Origin of the sequence: Campylobacter sp. LMG 7929, from assembly GCF_024723595.1 — a bacterium.
Taxonomy (GTDB): Bacteria; Campylobacterota; Campylobacteria; order Campylobacterales; family Campylobacteraceae; genus Campylobacter_D.
Map to the genome: position 1 here is coordinate 57,656 of NZ_JANQCY010000006.1, position 15,790 is coordinate 73,445.

Annotated in this window: 14 protein-coding genes and 1 pseudogene; 11 read left to right on the plus strand and 4 right to left on the minus strand. The window is 29.7% G+C overall.

Going from position 1 to position 15,790, the window contains the following annotated elements:
- From CAMP5118_RS04125 to CAMP5118_RS04145, 5 genes are read left to right on the plus strand one after another with little or no spacing between them, the layout of a single operon-like run.
- Nucleotides 1-102, plus strand: coding sequence for a hypothetical protein (locus CAMP5118_RS04125; RefSeq protein ID WP_149062088.1), 102 nt, complete (start codon nucleotides 1-3; stop codon nucleotides 100-102).
- Entirely contained in the window at nucleotides 99-674 is a 576-nt protein-coding gene (locus CAMP5118_RS04130) for a hypothetical protein (protein WP_263702502.1), read from the plus strand. The genes CAMP5118_RS04125 and CAMP5118_RS04130 overlap by 4 nt, the downstream gene beginning before the upstream one ends.
- On the plus strand, nucleotides 675-1,187 hold the full coding sequence (locus CAMP5118_RS04135; RefSeq protein WP_263702501.1) for a FixH family protein: 513 nt from the start codon (nucleotides 675-677) through the stop codon (nucleotides 1,185-1,187).
- Nucleotides 1,187-3,577, plus strand: a complete 2,391-nt coding sequence (locus CAMP5118_RS04140) for a PD-(D/E)XK nuclease family protein (protein WP_263663814.1) — start codon at nucleotides 1,187-1,189, stop codon at nucleotides 3,575-3,577. Before CAMP5118_RS04135 ends, CAMP5118_RS04140 begins: the two co-directional genes overlap by 1 nt.
- Nucleotides 3,574-6,321 (plus strand): RecB-like helicase, encoded by a 2,748-nt coding sequence (locus CAMP5118_RS04145; RefSeq protein ID WP_337216678.1) that lies wholly within the window; start codon nucleotides 3,574-3,576, stop codon nucleotides 6,319-6,321. Before CAMP5118_RS04140 ends, CAMP5118_RS04145 begins: the two co-directional genes overlap by 4 nt.
- Here the strand turns inward: CAMP5118_RS04145 and CAMP5118_RS04150 are convergent.
- The 4 genes and pseudogenes from CAMP5118_RS04150 to CAMP5118_RS04165 form a co-directional block, all read right to left on the minus strand.
- Nucleotides 6,318-6,455, minus strand: coding sequence for a WG repeat-containing protein (locus tag CAMP5118_RS04150; RefSeq protein ID WP_337216679.1), 138 nt, complete (start codon nucleotides 6,453-6,455; stop codon nucleotides 6,318-6,320). The two genes, CAMP5118_RS04145 and CAMP5118_RS04150, sit on opposite strands and share 4 nt — an antisense overlap.
- Nucleotides 6,456-6,487: 32 nt before the next feature.
- On the minus strand, nucleotides 6,488-6,745 hold the full coding sequence (locus CAMP5118_RS04155; protein ID WP_337216680.1) for a WG repeat-containing protein: 258 nt from the start codon (nucleotides 6,743-6,745) through the stop codon (nucleotides 6,488-6,490).
- The gene (locus CAMP5118_RS04160) at nucleotides 6,723-7,337 is read right to left on the minus strand and encodes a WG repeat-containing protein (protein WP_337216681.1); all 615 of its coding nucleotides are present in this window, start codon (nucleotides 7,335-7,337) and stop codon (nucleotides 6,723-6,725) included. The genes CAMP5118_RS04155 and CAMP5118_RS04160 overlap by 23 nt, the downstream gene beginning before the upstream one ends.
- A pseudogene (locus tag CAMP5118_RS04165) lies at nucleotides 7,337-8,140 on the minus strand (DnaJ domain-containing protein). Before CAMP5118_RS04165 ends, CAMP5118_RS04160 begins: the two are co-directional and overlap by 1 nt.
- Nucleotides 8,141-8,329: 189 nt before the next feature.
- Between CAMP5118_RS04165 and rplM the strand changes: the two are divergent.
- The 6 genes from rplM (at nucleotide 8,330) to CAMP5118_RS04195 (ending at nucleotide 15,771) form a co-directional block, all read left to right on the plus strand.
- On the plus strand, nucleotides 8,330-8,755 hold the full coding sequence (gene rplM / locus CAMP5118_RS04170; protein ID WP_039617653.1) for a 50S ribosomal protein L13: 426 nt from the start codon (nucleotides 8,330-8,332) through the stop codon (nucleotides 8,753-8,755).
- A gap of 2 nt (nucleotides 8,756-8,757) precedes the next feature.
- Complete coding sequence (rpsI, locus tag CAMP5118_RS04175) at nucleotides 8,758-9,147, plus strand: 30S ribosomal protein S9 (protein ID WP_039617655.1); 390 nt, start codon at nucleotides 8,758-8,760, stop codon at nucleotides 9,145-9,147.
- 248 nt (nucleotides 9,148-9,395) lie between these two features.
- Nucleotides 9,396-10,382 carry an OmpA family protein gene (locus CAMP5118_RS04180; RefSeq protein ID WP_263727589.1) on the plus strand — a complete coding sequence of 329 codons (987 nt, stop codon included), beginning with the start codon at nucleotides 9,396-9,398 and terminating at the stop codon, nucleotides 10,380-10,382.
- Nucleotides 10,383-10,385: 3 nt separating this feature from the next.
- Entirely contained in the window at nucleotides 10,386-11,030 is a 645-nt protein-coding gene (locus tag CAMP5118_RS04185; protein WP_337216682.1) for an HAD family hydrolase, read from the plus strand.
- Between the two features lie 117 nt (nucleotides 11,031-11,147).
- Nucleotides 11,148-14,702: a pyruvate:ferredoxin (flavodoxin) oxidoreductase gene (nifJ, locus tag CAMP5118_RS04190; protein ID WP_337216683.1), complete on the plus strand. Its 3,555-nt coding sequence runs from the start codon at nucleotides 11,148-11,150 to the stop codon at nucleotides 14,700-14,702.
- 406 nt (nucleotides 14,703-15,108) lie between these two features.
- The gene (locus tag CAMP5118_RS04195; RefSeq protein WP_337216684.1) at nucleotides 15,109-15,771 is read left to right on the plus strand and encodes a hypothetical protein; all 663 of its coding nucleotides are present in this window, start codon (nucleotides 15,109-15,111) and stop codon (nucleotides 15,769-15,771) included.
- Nucleotides 15,772-15,790 lie beyond the last annotated feature (19 nt).

Consider the following 15,790-nt stretch of genomic DNA (forward strand, 5'->3'; position numbering starts at 1 on the left):
ATGGCAAAAGTTCTTGAATACTTAATCATAGCTGGCTTAGTTGTAGCAGCAGGAGTTACTGCTTGGTCAGTTTTAACTGTAAATCACCTTTTTATAGGATGAAAAATATATTTAAAGGCGGTTTTTTAACCGCCGCTTTTATTTGCTTTGCTAATTTCTTACATGCTGAAATACTATTAAATGACAATATCTTAAATACTGCAATAGAACAAAATATTACTTCAAGCTCTAAGCAAATTCGTGAGTTAACTGGAGTAAATATCGCTTTGGCATTAAGTGATAAAAAAGATTTTGAAAGTTTAAAGAGCTATGAAGCTAATTTAAGTAAACCATATATTTTACTTGTATTTTCTAAAGCTTCACATAAGGTGGATATACTTGCAAGTGATGATGCTTTAGCTTTTTTTGATAAAGAAGGTGTTTTGAGTCCTTACCCTGAAAAAGGAACGATTTTGCCTATACTTGCAAATCCTAAACAAAAAGACATTTATAATGCTGCTATTTTAAATGGTTATGCAGATATTGCTGATCAAGTGGCAAATCATTTTAATATAAAACCTTTTTATGGAAATTCAAATCGTGATACTTTAAATATCATGAGAATTTTAATTTATGGTTTTTTATGTGTCGCAATTTTGATGCTAGTTCAAAGAAAAATCAAAAGGAGAAGATAAATGCAAAATCAGAAAACATTTTGGCCTTATGGTATTTTGATTTCTTTAGGGCTTATTGTTATAGCTTGTATTGTAACGATTTTTATTGCAAGCAAAGCACCTGTATATGAAGATAATTTTTATTTTGATTCTTATCAAAATGTAGAGTTAAATTATAATGAAATTCAAAACAGACAAAAGACTTTTGATGAAAATTTTAAATTAAGCATTAAAGATAAAGAAAGCTTTATACATAAGAAAAATCAAGTTTATTATATTAATGAAGGGCAAAATGAACTTAGGATTGCGATTGAAAATTTAAAAGATTATGACTTAAATAAACTTCAAATTCAAACCTTGCTTTCGCGTCCACATACAAATGTAAATGATGAGAATTTACAAGCAAGATTAGAAGGAAGTGATTTGGTGTTTGATTTTAATATCAAAGAAAAAGGCGTATGGCAAATACTTTTAAAAATCACTCAAGATGAAAATAGCGTAGGATTTTTTAAATTCTTTTTACAGACTAAATAATGAAGCTTTTTGTTTTTAGCTCACTAAGAGCTTTAAGAAAATATTATGAGAAAAAACTACAAATAGACACTTTAGTAGATCCGGCTATGAGTATAGCTGAATTTATGCAAAAATTAGTTTTTTCTCCACATTTTCAAGCAACTCATTATGAGTGTTTGCTTTTGATGAAAAAGGCTTGTGAACAAACTAAAAATTTAGAACAAAGTTTGAAAATACCGAGTAATTTTTTTGCATTTTTAAAAAACAATGCTTATTTATTTAGTTTTTTTAAAGAACTTAGCTTGGAGAAAAAGGATATTAGTGCTTTAAAAAATTATGACGCTTATGCTCAGTATGATGAACATTTACAAATTTTAGAAGAGCTTTTTAAAAATTATCTTACCCTATTACATGAACAAAATTTATATGATGATATTTCTTTAGCGTTAGATTATGAAATTAATAATGATTTTTTAAAAAATTATGATGAGATTATTTTTGATTTTCAAGGTTTTTTGAATGCTTTTGAAGTAGAGCTTTTGTTAAAAGTTAAGGAAATACTTCCTCTTAAAGTGCAATTTAATTGTACTAAATTTAATAAAGATTTTTTAAGTTCTCTTAGCTTTTTACAAGGGCTTTCTCTTAAGGAAAATCATGCGTATTTATATGATGTAAACCAAGCGCAAATATTACAAGAGTGTCCTTTTGTACAAGAAAATAAAATCACTTATAAAAGTTTTAATTTACGGTCTTTGCAAGCTGCTTTTGTTTTTGAAAAAATTAACAGCTTTTTAAAAGCTGGTATTAGTGCAAAAGATATTGTAGTGATTACCCCTGATGAGAACTTTGTAGATATTTTAAGACTTTATGATAAAAACAATGTATTAAACTATGCTAATGGGGAAAGTATCAAACATACGCTTTTTTATCATAGATTAAAGACTTTATATGAAAGTGCTAAAGATGATGAGTTTGAGTATGAGCTTAGTGAAGATTTTTTTGATAGGCAAAAGCTAAACAAGCACCTATGTAATTTGCATTTTTATCCTTCTGGTGTTGATTTTATAGAGTTTAGAAAGCTTTTTGATGAAGATATCTCTTTTGATTTTTTTGAAAACTTCATCCATAATTTACTAGAAGATATTAACAATCAAGAATTGCAAGATTATATCTATCAAGAGCTTGCTTTTATCAAAGAACTTATAAAAACACATACTTTAAGTTTTAAGCAAATTTTAGAGTTATTTTTCATGCAAATTGACAGTAAAAAACTAAGTAGTGTTGGCGGTGGTGAAGTTACTGTAATGGGTCTTTTAGAAAGTAGGGGGCTCAGCTTTGATGGGGTGGTTATAGTTGATTTTAATGATGAGTTTATCCCTAAAAGAGTTTCAAGTGAGTTATTTTTAAATAATGAAATTCGAAAAAAAGCAGGACTTATTACTCATGCTCAAAGAGAAAATTTACAAAGACATTATTATTACACTTTAATAGCCAAGGCAAAATTAGTAGGAATTTCTTATGTAGAAAATGAAGAAAAAATCAAGTCAAGATTTTTAAGTGAGCTTGATTTTTCACTCATAGAAGATAAAAGATACAGTGACAATGCCTATATCAAATACTTTCAAACACACAAGTGTGATTTTAACCTTGAGCCAATTGCACATATAATGGCTAAGCATGATTATTTTAGTAAAGAGCTTACTTTTACGAGATTTCACCTTTTGATAAATTATGGCTTAGATTATTATTATAAATATGTCTTAGGACTAAAAGAACCAAAAGAATTAGAAGATACTCTTAGAGCGAATGAGCTAGGAAGTTTTATTCATAAAGCTTTGGAAAAATACTATAAACAAAACAAAAAAGCAAAATATTTTGACTATGAAAAATTTATGGATATTGTAAAAAATTTGAAAGATTACAAAATCGATGCTTTAAATTTAGCTTTAATACAAGCAATGTTTAAAGAATTTCAAGTGCTTGAAAATGAGCATTTTAAACAAGGTTTTATGGTAAGAGATTGTGAATTTTCACAAAAAAAAGATTTTATCGCTCAAAATGGAGTTAAAATTACTATTTTTGGTCGTTTAGATAGATTAGATGAAAATGAAAATGAAAAATTAGTCATAGATTATAAAACTGGGAAAATAGATGAAAAAACTTACCAGCTTGCTTTTTATAAGTTTTTATTAGAGGGTGTATACCCTTTAGAAAATATAAATGCTTGTTTTTATGATTTAAAAAATATGAAAATCGTTTATGAAAATACTGAAAGTGAAAAGGTGCAAGAGCTTAAAGACATGCTTAATGAGCTTGCAAAAGATCCTTTAGAAAAAGAATTTACTAATCAAAGAAATGATAATACCTATAGTCCTTATACCATGCTTTATAAAAAGGAGTTTAAGCTTTGAGTTGTAATTTTGAGCCTTTTTTGGCCTTAGAAGCTAGTGCAGGAAGTGGAAAAACCTTTGCATTAAGCGTGCGTTTTGTAGCCTTGGTGTTAATGGGAGCTAAGATTAATGAAATTTTAGCTCTTACTTTTACCAATAAAACCACAAGTGAGATGAAAGAAAGGATTTTTAAAACCTTTTTAGAATTTGATGTGCTTGAAAATGGAGAAAATAAAGCAGAATGCAATGAGCTTATGAGAATGCTAGGCAAAAGCAAAGAAGAGCTTGTAGATTTAAGACAAAAGCGTAAAAACGAATTTTTAAGATCTAAACTCAATATCTATACCTTTGATAGTTTTTTTTCGCAAATCATTCGTTCTTTTGCTTTAAATTTAGGTTTTATGAGTGATTTTGAGATCATAGAAAGTCAAGATAGTTATAAAAATTTCATTGCTAAATTAAACGAAGAAGAGCTAAAAAGTCTAGCGTATTACATTATCCAAACAAAAAGCAAAAGTGATTTTTTAAAAAACCTTGAAAATTTATATACCAAACATTGTGATGTTAAGCCAAATCCAAAAGCTTACTTTCCAAGCAAGGCTGCTTTAGAAAAAAATATTGATGAGTTTATAGCTTATGCAAAAAATTTAAGCGCAAATAAAAATTATCTTTCAAATTTTAATTTTGAAAGAATGGAAGATTTTTTCGCTAAGCCTATTATTAGTAATTTAAAAAAAGATTATTTTACCAAAGTCATTGATAATGAATTTTTACAAAAAAGAGCAGAACTTATACAAAATGCAAAAGAATATTTTAATCAAATGGAAAATTACCGCATAAGTATGCTTGCAAAGCTTTTGGCGCATTTTAAAGAAGCAAGAAATGAAAATAATACCAAGCAAAACGCATTAACTTTTTCAGATATAGCCTTAAAAACTTATGAATTAATTAGTGATGAGGCTAATAAAGATTTGATTTATTTTAGACTTGATGGTTATATTTCTCATTTATTAATCGATGAATTTCAAGATACTAATGTCTTGCAGTATCAAATTTTAAAGCCTATTATCGCTGAGCTTGTTTCAGGTGAGGGTGTGAAAAAAAACAGAAGTTTTTTTTATGTAGGCGATAAAAAGCAGAGTATATATGGTTTTAGAGGGGGTAAAAAAGAACTTTTTGATAAGCTTTTAAAAGACTTTCCACAAATTAAGCTAGAGCATTTGGATACTAATTATCGTAGTAAAAAGATCATTGTTGATTATGTCAATGACACCTTTAAAGATAAATTTTTTGATAGCTTTTTAAATTCTAGCTTTACTTTGCAAAAAAGCGTTAAAGAAGGCGGGTATGTAGAAATTTTGCAAAATCACATCCCTAGTAAAGATAGTTCTGTTTATGAGGCAAGTGCTAAAGAAGCTTTAAAAATCATCCATAGACTTTTAGAAAAAGGCATTAAGCTTGATGATATTTGCATTTTAGTATGGGTCAATAAAGACGCCACTTTGATTCAAGAATTTCTTGAAGAAAATGGCGTTAAAGCTTATACGCAAAGCAATGTTCCTTTGTTAGATTGTATTAGCGTAAGAGTGCTTTTTGAGTATACAAAGGCTTGTGTGCTTAAAGATGAGTTTGGTTTGTATTTTGTAAATGATATTTTAAAAAAAGAACTTAGTTATCTTGAGCTTGATATAAACCGCAGTGTAGGTGAAATTTTAAAATACTTGATTGATTATTTAAAGCTTGATCTAAGCGATGTTAATCTTATCGCCTATTTAGAGCATGCAAGTACTTTTGATAATTTTTTTGATTTTTTATTTAGTCCTTGTAAATTAAGTTCTTTACAAGCACAAAATGATGGAGTTAGCATTATGACCGTGCATAAGTCTAAGGGGCTTGAATTTGAAAATTTAATCGTGCTTGATAGACTTAGTAAAAAAGCTCCAGACACTGATACTTTAATGTTTGAGTATGATTTAGAGCAGGGCTGGGAAATAAAATACAGACATAGTGCTAGAGAATACCTTGAAGATGATAGCTATAATGCCTTTTTAGACAAAAGAAAAAAACTCCAAACAGAAGATGAGATAAATTGTTTATATGTAGCACTTACTAGAGCTAAAAATTCTCTTTTTGTTATAAAAAATGATGAAAATTATAAGGGTTTTAAAGGATATTTTAAAGATTATGAAGAAAAGCAAATAGGCATTTTAGAAGAACAACTTTCAAAAACAAATGAGCCTTTGGAAAAATTAGAGCAAATAGAAAGCTTTGAAGAATTTCAAAAGGTAAATTTACAAGAAGTTAAAGTTAAAAACTATTTTACAAGCGAGCAAATACATTTTGGCTTGGCTTTGCATGAGTTTTTGCAATATTTTAACTTTAACACTAAAAGTAATTTTGAATTTTGCAAGCAAATGGTGTATAAAAAATATCGTTTTTACTTAGATGATGAAGCTTTTGATGAGCTTTTTAAAAGACTTACTATGCTTTTAAAAGATGAGAAATTTAACGCACTTTTAGTGGGTAAAAAGTTACTTAAAGAGCAAATCATCACTTATAAAGGCGAGCAAAAACAGCTTGATATGCTTGCATTTGATGATAATGAAGCTATCATTATAGACTATAAAACAGGTTTAAATTTAAACGAGCATAAAAAGCAAGTTTTACTTTACAAAGAAGCCATAGAAAAAATCTTAACTAAGACTTCCACTAAGGCTTTTTTGGTGTATGTTTTAAAAGATAAAGTGGAGATAGTGGAGGTTTAATAATAATCCATATCATCAAATATAGGTTCTATTACAATCTCATCATTTTCATTCATAAAACCATAATTATTTCCCATTCTAATTATTATCAAACCTTCCTTAAAATTGCCTAGCTTAATAATTTCAGGGTTCATTATTTATCCTTTCAACAAATCTATAAAGTTATTTAATCATTAGATATGATATTACCTTTTTTGTCAATATATACCCATTTTCCGTTTAGTAAAACTTCTGCTAAACCTTCACTAAAACCCCATGCATCATCAAATTTAGGTTTTATATTAACTTTACCATTTTTATCTATAAAACCATATTTTTTATTTGATAGGATCATTGCTAATCCTTTGTCAAAATCCCATACATAGTCAAATTGAGGTTCTATTGCAATTTTTCCACTTATGTCAATAAAACCCCATTTTATCATTTAGCAGAACTTTTGCTAATCCTTCTTTAAAAATCCAAGGCTTATCAAATACATTTTCAACTAAAATTTTATTATTTTCATCGACTAAATTCCATTGATTATTATCTTTGATAGCTCTTAGATTCTTATGTTTGTGTATATAAGCACTTATGCAAGCCTTCTTATTTCCTTTGTCGCATTTTTCTTTGTAGATAGCTTGGAGTATTTTACAACTTGCTTCATCGCTGTGGCATTTACTTTCAAGTTCGCTTATGTAAATTCGGCTATATTTTCCACCGTAAAAATACTGATACACACTAGTTAAAGCTATCAAAATCAAAATCATCGCACTAGCTATGATTTTACTTTTGTGTTTTGTGATAAATTCTTTTCTTTGTTTGAGTTTCTTTTCTCTTTCTTCTTGGGCTGTTTTTATCTCTTCTTCGATTTTTCTTTTTCTTTCTTCTTCTAATCTTTTTAATTCTTCTTGTCTTTGTCTTTCTTTTTCTAGTTTTTCTTTTGCTTGTGGATCGTATAGTTCATTACTTCCACATTCTTTACAAAATTTAGCTACATCTAAATTTTTTATATTGCAATGTTTGCAAATAAGCATCATTCACCCCTTGCTTGTTTTATGATTTCATAGGCTAGATTGATCTTTTTCATCATCTCTTGGGCTATCTTTAAAAGTTCAGGTGGAAGCTCTTTAGAATGAAGATTATCATAGTGGTATTCTTTAGCTAGCTTTCTATAATTTTTCTTAACACTTTCAAAATCATCATTTGGATGAGAATTTAAAATTTCATAGGCTTGTTCTAGGGTGATTTTTATTTCATCTTGGTGTTTTTCTTGTTTTTGCTGAGTGTTTTCATGTGTGAAATTATAAATTTACTCATATCTTATTTTTATTTCCCTAAAGCTTATGAGGTTTAATCCAAGTCCTATGATGATATTTTCCATTAAGGTGTTTTCATTTGCACTCATTTGTTTATCATAATATATTAGATCAAGCAATAAACATATAAGAAAATCTGCTTCTTTCTTGCTTATGCGTATGTTAGAGCAAAGCTCACTAATGCTTCTATCTTGACTTTTCTCATACTCAAAAATACTTGCATAAGTATTTCTAAAGCCACTATACTCTTTAGTATAAAACATTTCTATCTTATCAAGTAAAGAAGATATAAATTTAGATAAATCTTGAGTAATGATTTTATTATCTACTTTGGCAACTTTTGCTAAAAAAGCAACCATGATAGCAGGATTTTTACTATAAATATAATCAAATTTTTGTCTTGCAACATGGTATAATTCTTTTCCGCAAAATATACAAAATTTAGCGTCTTTATCAGGATTAAATTCTGAGCAATGCTTACAAATTCTATATTCTTGAGTTTTAAATTTTAAAGAAAACAAAATAAAACCTTATTTTTAATATAATAAAAAGTTATTTTATAAAGAACTTACTTAAAATGTGCTATTTTACTTTTATCTTCAAAAATTAATCAAAATATTTAAGCTTTAAATATTCTTAAATTAAGTATTAATTAAGCTAAAATAATTATAATCTCATTTTTAAAAAAAATTTTTGGCAAAGGTAAGATGATGACAAAGATAACAAAGCCAAACGAAGTAAAACGCGAATGGATCGTTTTAGACGCTGAAGGAAAGCGTTTTGGTCGTCTTTTAACAGAAGTAGCGACTATTTTAAGAGGTAAAAATAAACCTTGCTATACTCCAAATGTTGATTGTGGAGATTATGTAATCATTATCAATGCTTCTAAAGCAGTTTTCACAGGTGCAAATAAAGCAGAAGATAAACTATACCACAGACATTCAGGGTATTTTGGAAGTGTAAAAAGTGAAAAATTTGGTGATTTATTAGAAAAAAATCCAGTTAAATTATATAAATTAGCAGTTCGTGGTATGCTACCTAAAACAAACCTAGGTAGAGCTATGCTAAAAAAATTAAAAATTTATGCAGGTAGCGAACATCCTCATACTGCTCAAATTGCTAATAAAGGAAAATAATCATGGCAACAACATACGCAACAGGTAAAAGAAAAACCGCTGTAGCTAAAGTTTGGGTAAAAGCTGGTAGTGGTAAAATCATCGTTAATGGTATGGATTTAAACACTTGGCTTGGCGGACATGAAGCTATAAAATTAAAAGTAGTTCAGCCTTTATTAGTAACTAAGCAAGAAACTTCTATGGATATTAAAGCAACAACTTTAGGCGGTGGATACAGCGCTCAAGCTGAAGCTTTAAGACATGGTATTTCAAGAGCTTTAGCTGCTATGGATGCAGATTTTAGAGCATTATTAAAACCAAAAGGACTTCTTACTAGAGATAGTAGAACTGTTGAGCGTAAAAAATACGGTCGCAGAAAAGCAAGAAGAAGCCCACAATTCTCTAAACGTTAATCTTTTTTGGATCCATTTTTGGATCCATTTTTTCTTTCATTTTTAAAAAATCATATTTTTTCATATATTTTAGTTTTGTTTAAAATTATAGGATTTTTTATTTATAATAAACTTTTATAATTTCAAAGTCCGATCAGGGAAACCTCCTTTTTGTAGTAAATTTAAGCCCCTTACCCAAAAGGGGCTTATTTTATTTTAATCTTCATTTTATATAATACACCATTTATTTTCATTTTTAAGGATAGACGATGAAAAAAATCATAGGATTAGTTAGTTTAGTTAGTGCTTTGTTTGCTTTTGATACTAGCAAAATAGAAATCACTCCAACCTTTAACTACACAACTCCAGAAGGAAATTTAGATCTTAAAAATTATGGTGGAGTGGGATTGAGATTTGGTTATCATTATGATGATTTATGGCTAGATCAGGCTGAACTTGGCTTAGAGTATTATGACAATGCAAAATATAATAATCCAAACGATAATACACATACAGATACTAGTGTTTCAAGATTTTATGTAAATGCTATTAAGGGAATTGATCTGGCTAATCATGTATATTTATATGGTTTGTTGGGAACAGGTTATGAGTATTTGAGTCATGGAGCTTATGAAAATAAAAGTGGTATGTTTGCTCAATATGGTGCAGGTTTTAAATTTGCACTTGGCGAAGACTTAGCTTTAAGACTTGAAGCAAGAGATCAAATTAAATTCAATAATGGTGAGCATAATTTGATTTCTAGTGTTGGCTTGAGTTTTTATTTTGGCAATAAAGCTCCAAAAACTCCTCAAACTGCAACTAAACAAATCGAAGAAAAACCGCAATCAAAACAAATAGATAAATCATGTCCAGAACCAAGAAAAGGTGCTTTGCTTGATCATATAGGTTGTGAAAAGACAATAGCACTTGAAGGGCATTTTGGTTTTGATAAAATCACTATAAACCCTGAGTTTGCACAAAAAATCCAAGAAGTAGGTAAGGTTTTAGAAGAAAACCCACAATATTATACTATTTTAGAAGGTCACACAGATAGTACAGGAACTAAAGCTTATAATCAAAAATTATCATTAGAGCGTGCAAAGGCAGTTGCGAAAGAACTTGAAAAATCAGGTGTTGCTAAAGAAAAAATTGCAACTAAAGGCTATGGTTTTGATAAGCCAAAAGTAAGCAATGATACTAAAGAAGGCCGTGCGCAAAATAGACGCGTGGAAGCAAAATTTTTCATTAAAGAATAAACTTTGTTAAAAAAGACAATTTTGTTTGACTTAGATGGCACTTTGATAGACTCTACAAGTGCCATTTTAGATGGTTTTGATGCTGCTTTTAAAGCTTTTGGCGAGCCTTTAAGAGATCATGAGGCCATTAAAGCTTTAATAGGCTTTCCTTTAGATGTAGCTTTTGAAAAACTTGGAGTGCCAAAAGAAAAAACAAGTGAGTATATTAATGCTTATAGAAGCGTATATCAAAAAATCTATATAGAGCAAACTTCTTTGCTCTCTTTGGCAAAAGAAAGTGTATATGAGGCTAGTTTGTTTGCTGATTTGGCTGTTGTAACGACTAAAAGTTCTAAATTTTCCAAACCTTTGCTAGATCATTTAGGGATAGGAAAATACTTTAAAGTCATTATAGGTAGAGATGATGTAACTCACCCAAAACCAAATGCCGAGCCTATTTTATTAGCTTTAGAAAAATTATCTAAAGGTAAAGAAAATACATTTATGATCGGAGATACTCATTTAGATATCCAAGCAGCTTGTAATGCTGGCGTTAAACCCATAGCAGTGAGTAGTGGTTATGAAAGCAAGGAAAGTTTAGCTAAATTTAAAATTCCACTTTTTAAAAATACTTATGAGGCAATAGAGTATATAAAAAATATCCGATAATTTCACACTCAAACTCCATACTTATAAATAATAAAAATTTTTTATCATTGTTTAAGACAATTCAAGATAAAGTAGCTATTGATTTTAAGTAATTATTTTAATTATAAGGATAATTAGATGAGTAAAATAATGAAAACAATGGATGGTAATGAAGCAGCAGCTTATGCAGCTTATGCATTTACAGAAGTTGCTGGAATTTATCCTATTACCCCAAGTTCACCAATGGCAGATTATACTGATATATGGGCTTCTCAAGGTAAAAAAAACCTTTTTGGAGTACCGGTTAAAGTTGTAGAGATGCAAAGTGAAGCAGGAGCGGCAGGGACGGTTCATGGTTCTTTGCAAGCTGGCGCTTTAACTACTACTTATACTGCCTCTCAAGGACTTTTGCTAAAAATACCAAATATGTATAAAATCGCAGGTCAGCTTTTACCTGGGGTTATTCATGTGGCAGCTAGAGCTTTGGCTTCTCAAGCACTATCTATCTTTGGCGATCATCAAGATGTTTATGCTGCAAGACAAACAGGCTTTGCTATGCTTTGCTCGCATTCCGTGCAAGAAAGTATGGATTTAGCAGGTGTTGCGCACCTAGCAGCTATTAAAGGTAGAGTGCCTTTTATGCATTTTTTTGATGGTTTTAGAACAAGCCATGAAATCCAAAAAATTGAAGTAATGGATTATGTGCATTTTGATCGTTTGCTTGACCGTGAAGCTTTGATGGAGTTTAGAAATTCCTGTCTAAATCCAGAAAATCCAAAAACAAGAGGTACAGCTCAAAATGATGATATTTATTTTCAAACAAGAGAGTTGGCAAATAAATATTATGAAGCTATTCCTGACATTGTTAATGAATATATGCAAGAAATTTCAAAAATTACAGGAAGAGAATACAAGCCTTTTGTGTATTATGGGGATAAAAATGCAACACGCATTGTAGTAGCAATGGGTTCAGTGACTGAAGCTTTAAAAGAAGTTGTAGATCATCTAAACAGTAAAGGCGAAAAAGTAGGGGTTTTAAAAGTTCATTTATATAGACCATTTAGTTTAAAATATTTATTTGATGTAATGCCTCAAAGTGTTGAAAAAATTGCCGTATTAGATAGAACTAAAGAGCCAGGTAGTTTAGGTGAGCCACTTTATTTAGATTTGAAAAGTGCATATTATGGAAAAGAAAAAGCACCTTTAATCGTTGGTGGTAGATATGGACTTTCTTCAAAAGATGTTGATCCTGCTCAACTTCTAGCGGTTTTTGAAAACCTAAATCAAGCAAATCCAAAAGATGGTTTTACCATAGGAATTAATGATGATGTGACCTTTACTTCATTGCCTGTGGGAGAAAAAATTTCTTTGGGTGATGAGAGTACTATAGAGTGCCTATTCTATGGACTTGGTGCTGATGGTACTGTAGGGGCGAATAAAAACTCTATTAAAATTATAGGGGATAAAACAGACTTTTATGCACAAGCTTATTTTGCTTATGATTCTAAAAAATCAGGTGGTTATACAAGAAGCCATTTAAGATTTTCTAAAAAACCTATCACTTCAACTTATCTAGTTTCTACACCGCATTTTGTAGCGTGTTCAGTGGCTGCTTATTTAGAAATTTATGATGTTTTAGCAGGCATTAGAAAAGGTGGGACTTTCCTTTTAAATAGTATTTGGAGTGCGCAAGAGACTATTAAGAAGATTCCAAATGCAGTAAAAAGGGTTTTAGCGCAAAAAGAAATTAATTTTTATATTATTAATGCTACAAAACTTGCTAGAGAAATAGGACTAGGTAGTAGAACAAATACAATTATGCAATCAGCGTTTTTCAAGCTTGCTAATATCATTCCTTTTGAAGATGCGCAAAAATATATGAAAGAATTAGCTTATAAATCATATAGTAAAAAAGGTGATGCTATAGTTGAGATGAATTACAAAGCTATTGATGTGGGTGCAGATGGACTTGTAAAAGTTGATATTGATCCTTCTTGGGCAAATTTAGCTGATGAAGTTAAAGAAGAAACTATAGCCTATAAAGGCACTGAGTTTGTTGAAAAAATCGCAAAACCTATGAATGCAGCTAAGGGAGATGATTTACCAGTTTCAGCATTTTTAGGTTATGAAGATGGTAGTTTTGAGCATGGTACTACTGAGTATGAAAAAAGAGGCGTTGGTGTTATGGTGCCAAGATGGATAGAAACTAATTGTATTCAGTGTAATCAATGTGCTTCAGTGTGTCCGCATGCGGTTATTAGACCTTTCTTGATTGATGAAGAAGAATTAAACAATGCTCCAGCAGGTGTAAAAGAACATAGTTTAAATGCAAAAGGCGTAAAAGAGCAAAAATTAAATTTCAAAATTCAAGTTTCGCCACTTGATTGTACAGGTTGTGAGCTTTGTGTGCATGAGTGTCCAACTAAAGAAAAATCTTTAGTAATGGTTCCACTAGGTGAAGAGCTTGATCATGGTGAGCAAGAAAATGCAGATTATTTATTCAAAAAAGTAAGCTATAAAGATAATATCTTAAATAGAGAAAATGCAAAAGGTATTCAATTTGCTCAACCTTTATTTGAATTCCATGGAGCATGCCCAGGGTGTGGAGAAACTCCTTATATCACTTTAATCACTAGATTGTTTGGTGAAAGAATGATTATTGCTAATGCGACAGGTTGTAGTTCTATTTATGGTGGTTCAGCTCCTTCAACTCCATATAGAAAAAGTAATAAAAATGGTCATGGACCAGCTTGGGGTAATTCTTTATTTGAAGATAATGCTGAATTTGGTCTTGGTATGAAAATAGCAACTGAAACAACAAGACATAAAATTGAGCAAATCATGAATGAAAGTATGCAAGAAGTTCCTAATGCGCTTTCTGCATTATATAAAGAATGGATTGCAAATAAAGAAGATTCTAAAGCTTCTTTAGAGCTAAGAGATAAGTTAGTGCCATTGCTAGAAGAAAATAAACAGATTAAAACTGTAAATGATATTTTAGAACTGAAAAGCTATTTAAGTAAAAAATCACATTGGATTTTTGGTGGTGATGGTTGGGCTTATGATATAGGTTATGGCGGGCTTGATCATGTTTTAGCAAGTGGTGAAAATGTAAATATTTTAGTGCTTGATACTGAAGTGTATTCTAATACTGGAGGTCAAAGCTCAAAATCTTCAAGAACAGGTTCAGTAGCTCAATTTGCTGCAGCAGGTAAGCCAGTGCAGAAAAAAGATCTAGGTCAAATTGCTATGACTTATGGTTATATTTTTGTAGCTCAAGTAAATTCTAATGCAAATTATGCGCAATTGTTAAAAGCAATAATAGCAGCAGAAGCTTATGATGGACCTTCTTTGATTATTGCTTATTCTCCTTGTATAGCTCATGGTATTAAAGGTGGGCTTGGAAATTCAGGAAATCAAGCAGAACTTGCCACAAAATGTGGATATTGGCCAACTTATATTTATGATCCACGTTTAGAAGCAGAAGGTAAAAATCCTTTAACAATTTCTTCTAAAGAGCCTGATTGGGATTTATATGAAAGCTTTTTAATGAATGAAGTGCGTTATAATTCTTTGAAAAAATCAAATCCTGAGCAAGCAAAAGAATTATTTGAAAAAAATAAAGCAGAAGCACAACGCCGTTATAGACAACTTAAACGTCTAGCAAGTGCTGATTTTAGTAATGAAAATTAAAATTTGCTTCGATTTTTACTTGTGAGTTTATGGGTGCTTAGTGTTTTTGGTGCTAAGTACCCATTTTTGAATCAAGATTGCAGTAATATTGATTTTTCTTTGATTCAAGATCCTTTTTTTTAAAAGACTACAAATATAAAATCTGATTTTTCTTTGCAAGCTATCATTTCTAATAAAGTTAAGATTAATGATAAATGGTATGCTTTAAATGATGATATTGAAGGTTTTAAGATTGTTGAGATTAAAAATTCTCAAGTTGTATTGATAAAGGAAGAAAAAATCATGGTTTTAAAATTGTATGAAAAAAATAATATTTTTATTTATTAGCATCTTAACTTTTACAAACGTTTTTGCTTCATAGTGTCATCAACGCTTTTTTGATATAAGTGTAGAAAATAAAACTTCTTTGATTGAAATTTTAAATGAACTTGGTAGAGAATGTGGTTTTAGTATTATAATAAAAGATTCATTAGCCAGAGAAAAGTTAAATCATACTCAAAACTATCTGCACATAAGAAAAATGTCTTTAAGAGAAATTTTTAAACTTTTATTGATGGAAAATAATCTTGCTTATGAATATGAAAAAAATATTTTAAAAATTTATGGAAGACAAGTTAAAACTTTTAAAGTGCATTATATAAGCTCTATTAGAGAAGGGCAAAGCATTACTAAAGCTTCAGTGGATTCAAGACCTAAACAGGGCGATTATGATAATACTAAAGAAGCGGATAATTTGGTCATTAGCACGGATAAATTTGATTTTTGGGAAAAAATTTCAGAAGAAATACAAGTTTTATTAGATGAAAATACAACTAAACCTATTATTAATACTAATGCAGGGATTATCACTTTAAATGCTACTTTGTATGAGCTTACAAGGGTTGAAAAATATTTAAAAGATTTAAATAAAAGACTTAAAAAACAAGTTTTAATTGATGTAAGTATAGTTGCAGTACATTTAAATAAAAGTCATTCAAGCGGGATTAATTGGCAAGAGCTTGCTTTTAAACTTAATGGAGATGATAATGATTTTATAATCAATAGGTATGGATGTTTTGGAAAAAGTTAAGCTTGGTTTAACAAGTGTA